This is a genomic window from Mesorhizobium sp. M7A.F.Ca.AU.002.02.1.1 (genome assembly GCF_003998535.1).
GTDB lineage: Bacteria > Pseudomonadota > Alphaproteobacteria > Rhizobiales > Rhizobiaceae > Mesorhizobium > Mesorhizobium ciceri.
Genome location: NZ_RZPB01001207.1, coordinates 1 through 1208 on the forward strand (window position 1 = coordinate 1; position 1208 = coordinate 1208).

The 1208-nt window shown below is 62.3% G+C and carries 1 protein-coding gene and 1 pseudogene; both read right to left on the reverse strand.

Annotated features, from left to right (window positions below; translation table 11 throughout):
• A partial coding sequence (locus EN879_RS36495) for a CaiB/BaiF CoA-transferase family protein (protein ID WP_164774865.1) occupies positions 1-848 on the reverse strand: 848 nt, incomplete at its 3' end.
• A gap of 99 nt (positions 849-947) precedes the next feature.
• Positions 948-1208, reverse strand: a pseudogene (locus EN879_RS36500) (alpha/beta hydrolase); the annotation flags it as partial.

Genomic DNA, 1208 nt, shown 5'->3' on the forward strand with positions numbered 1-1208 from the left:
TTGGTGGCGAAGTCTGGATTGGCAGGCAGGTCGTCCAGCCCGACGGCAGCGCAGAATTTGGCGAACTGGCCGTCATTGCCCACCGCCAGGATGATGTGCCCATCCCGGACCGGCACCACCTCGTAGGGGGCGATGTTCATATGCGCATTGCCCATCTGCACCGGCGATTTGCCGGAGACGAGATAGTTCAAATTCTGGTTGCCGAGCGCCGAGATCTGGGTGTCGAAAAGCGCCATGTCGACATGCTGACCGTCGCCGGTCTGCTCGGCATGGCGCAGTGCTGCCTGGATGGCGATGACCGAATAAAGGCCGGTGAAGATGTCCGAGATGGCAACGCCCGCCTTTTGCGGCTCGCGGCCGACCTCGCCGGTGATCGACATCATGCCGGCCATGGCCTGGATGATGAAGTCGTAGCCGGCGCGCGGTGCGTACGGACCGTCCTGGCCGAAACCGGTGATCGAGCAGTAGACGAGGCGCGGGTTGATCTTGCGCAGGCTGTCATAGTCGAGGCCGTATTTCTTCAGGCCGCCGAGCTTGAAGTTCTCGATCAGCACGTCCGAAGTGGCGACCAGCCGGCGCACCGTCTCGGCGCCTTCCGGGGTCGAGAAATCGATGGCGATGGAGCGCTTGCCGCGATTGCAGGAATGGTAATAGGCGGCCGACAGGTTCTCGCCGTCCTTGCCCATGACGAAGGGCGGGCCCCATTTGCGGGTGTCGTCGCCGCCATCGGGGCTCTCGACCTTGATGACATCGGCGCCGAGATCGGCAAGCAACTGCCCGGCCCATGGCCCGGCAAGGATGCGGGCGAGTTCGACGACGCGGACGCCTTTCAGCGGGGGCTCAGCCATGGATCACCGTGGTTGCCGCAATCACTGCGATTGCTGCGAAAGCAGAGCCTCTATCAAGCCCTGCAACGGCTGTCACGGCTCTTGCAATGGGCCAATCCGTCACGCTTTGAGGACTTCGTCGGCCCAGGCGGCGAAATCATCCATGATAATGTCGCGATTCACCTCGTTCAGGCTTTCGTGGCGGGTGTCGGCGTAAACCTTTGAAACCAGATTCGAAAAGCCCATCTTGCGCATGCGATTGGCAAGATGGGTGATCCCTTTGCCATAGTCGGAAGCCGGATCCTTCTCGCCGCCGACGATGCTGACGGGCAGGTCGCGCCGGATACCGGCAAAGCCGGCATCCTTGCCACCGTTCAGCGC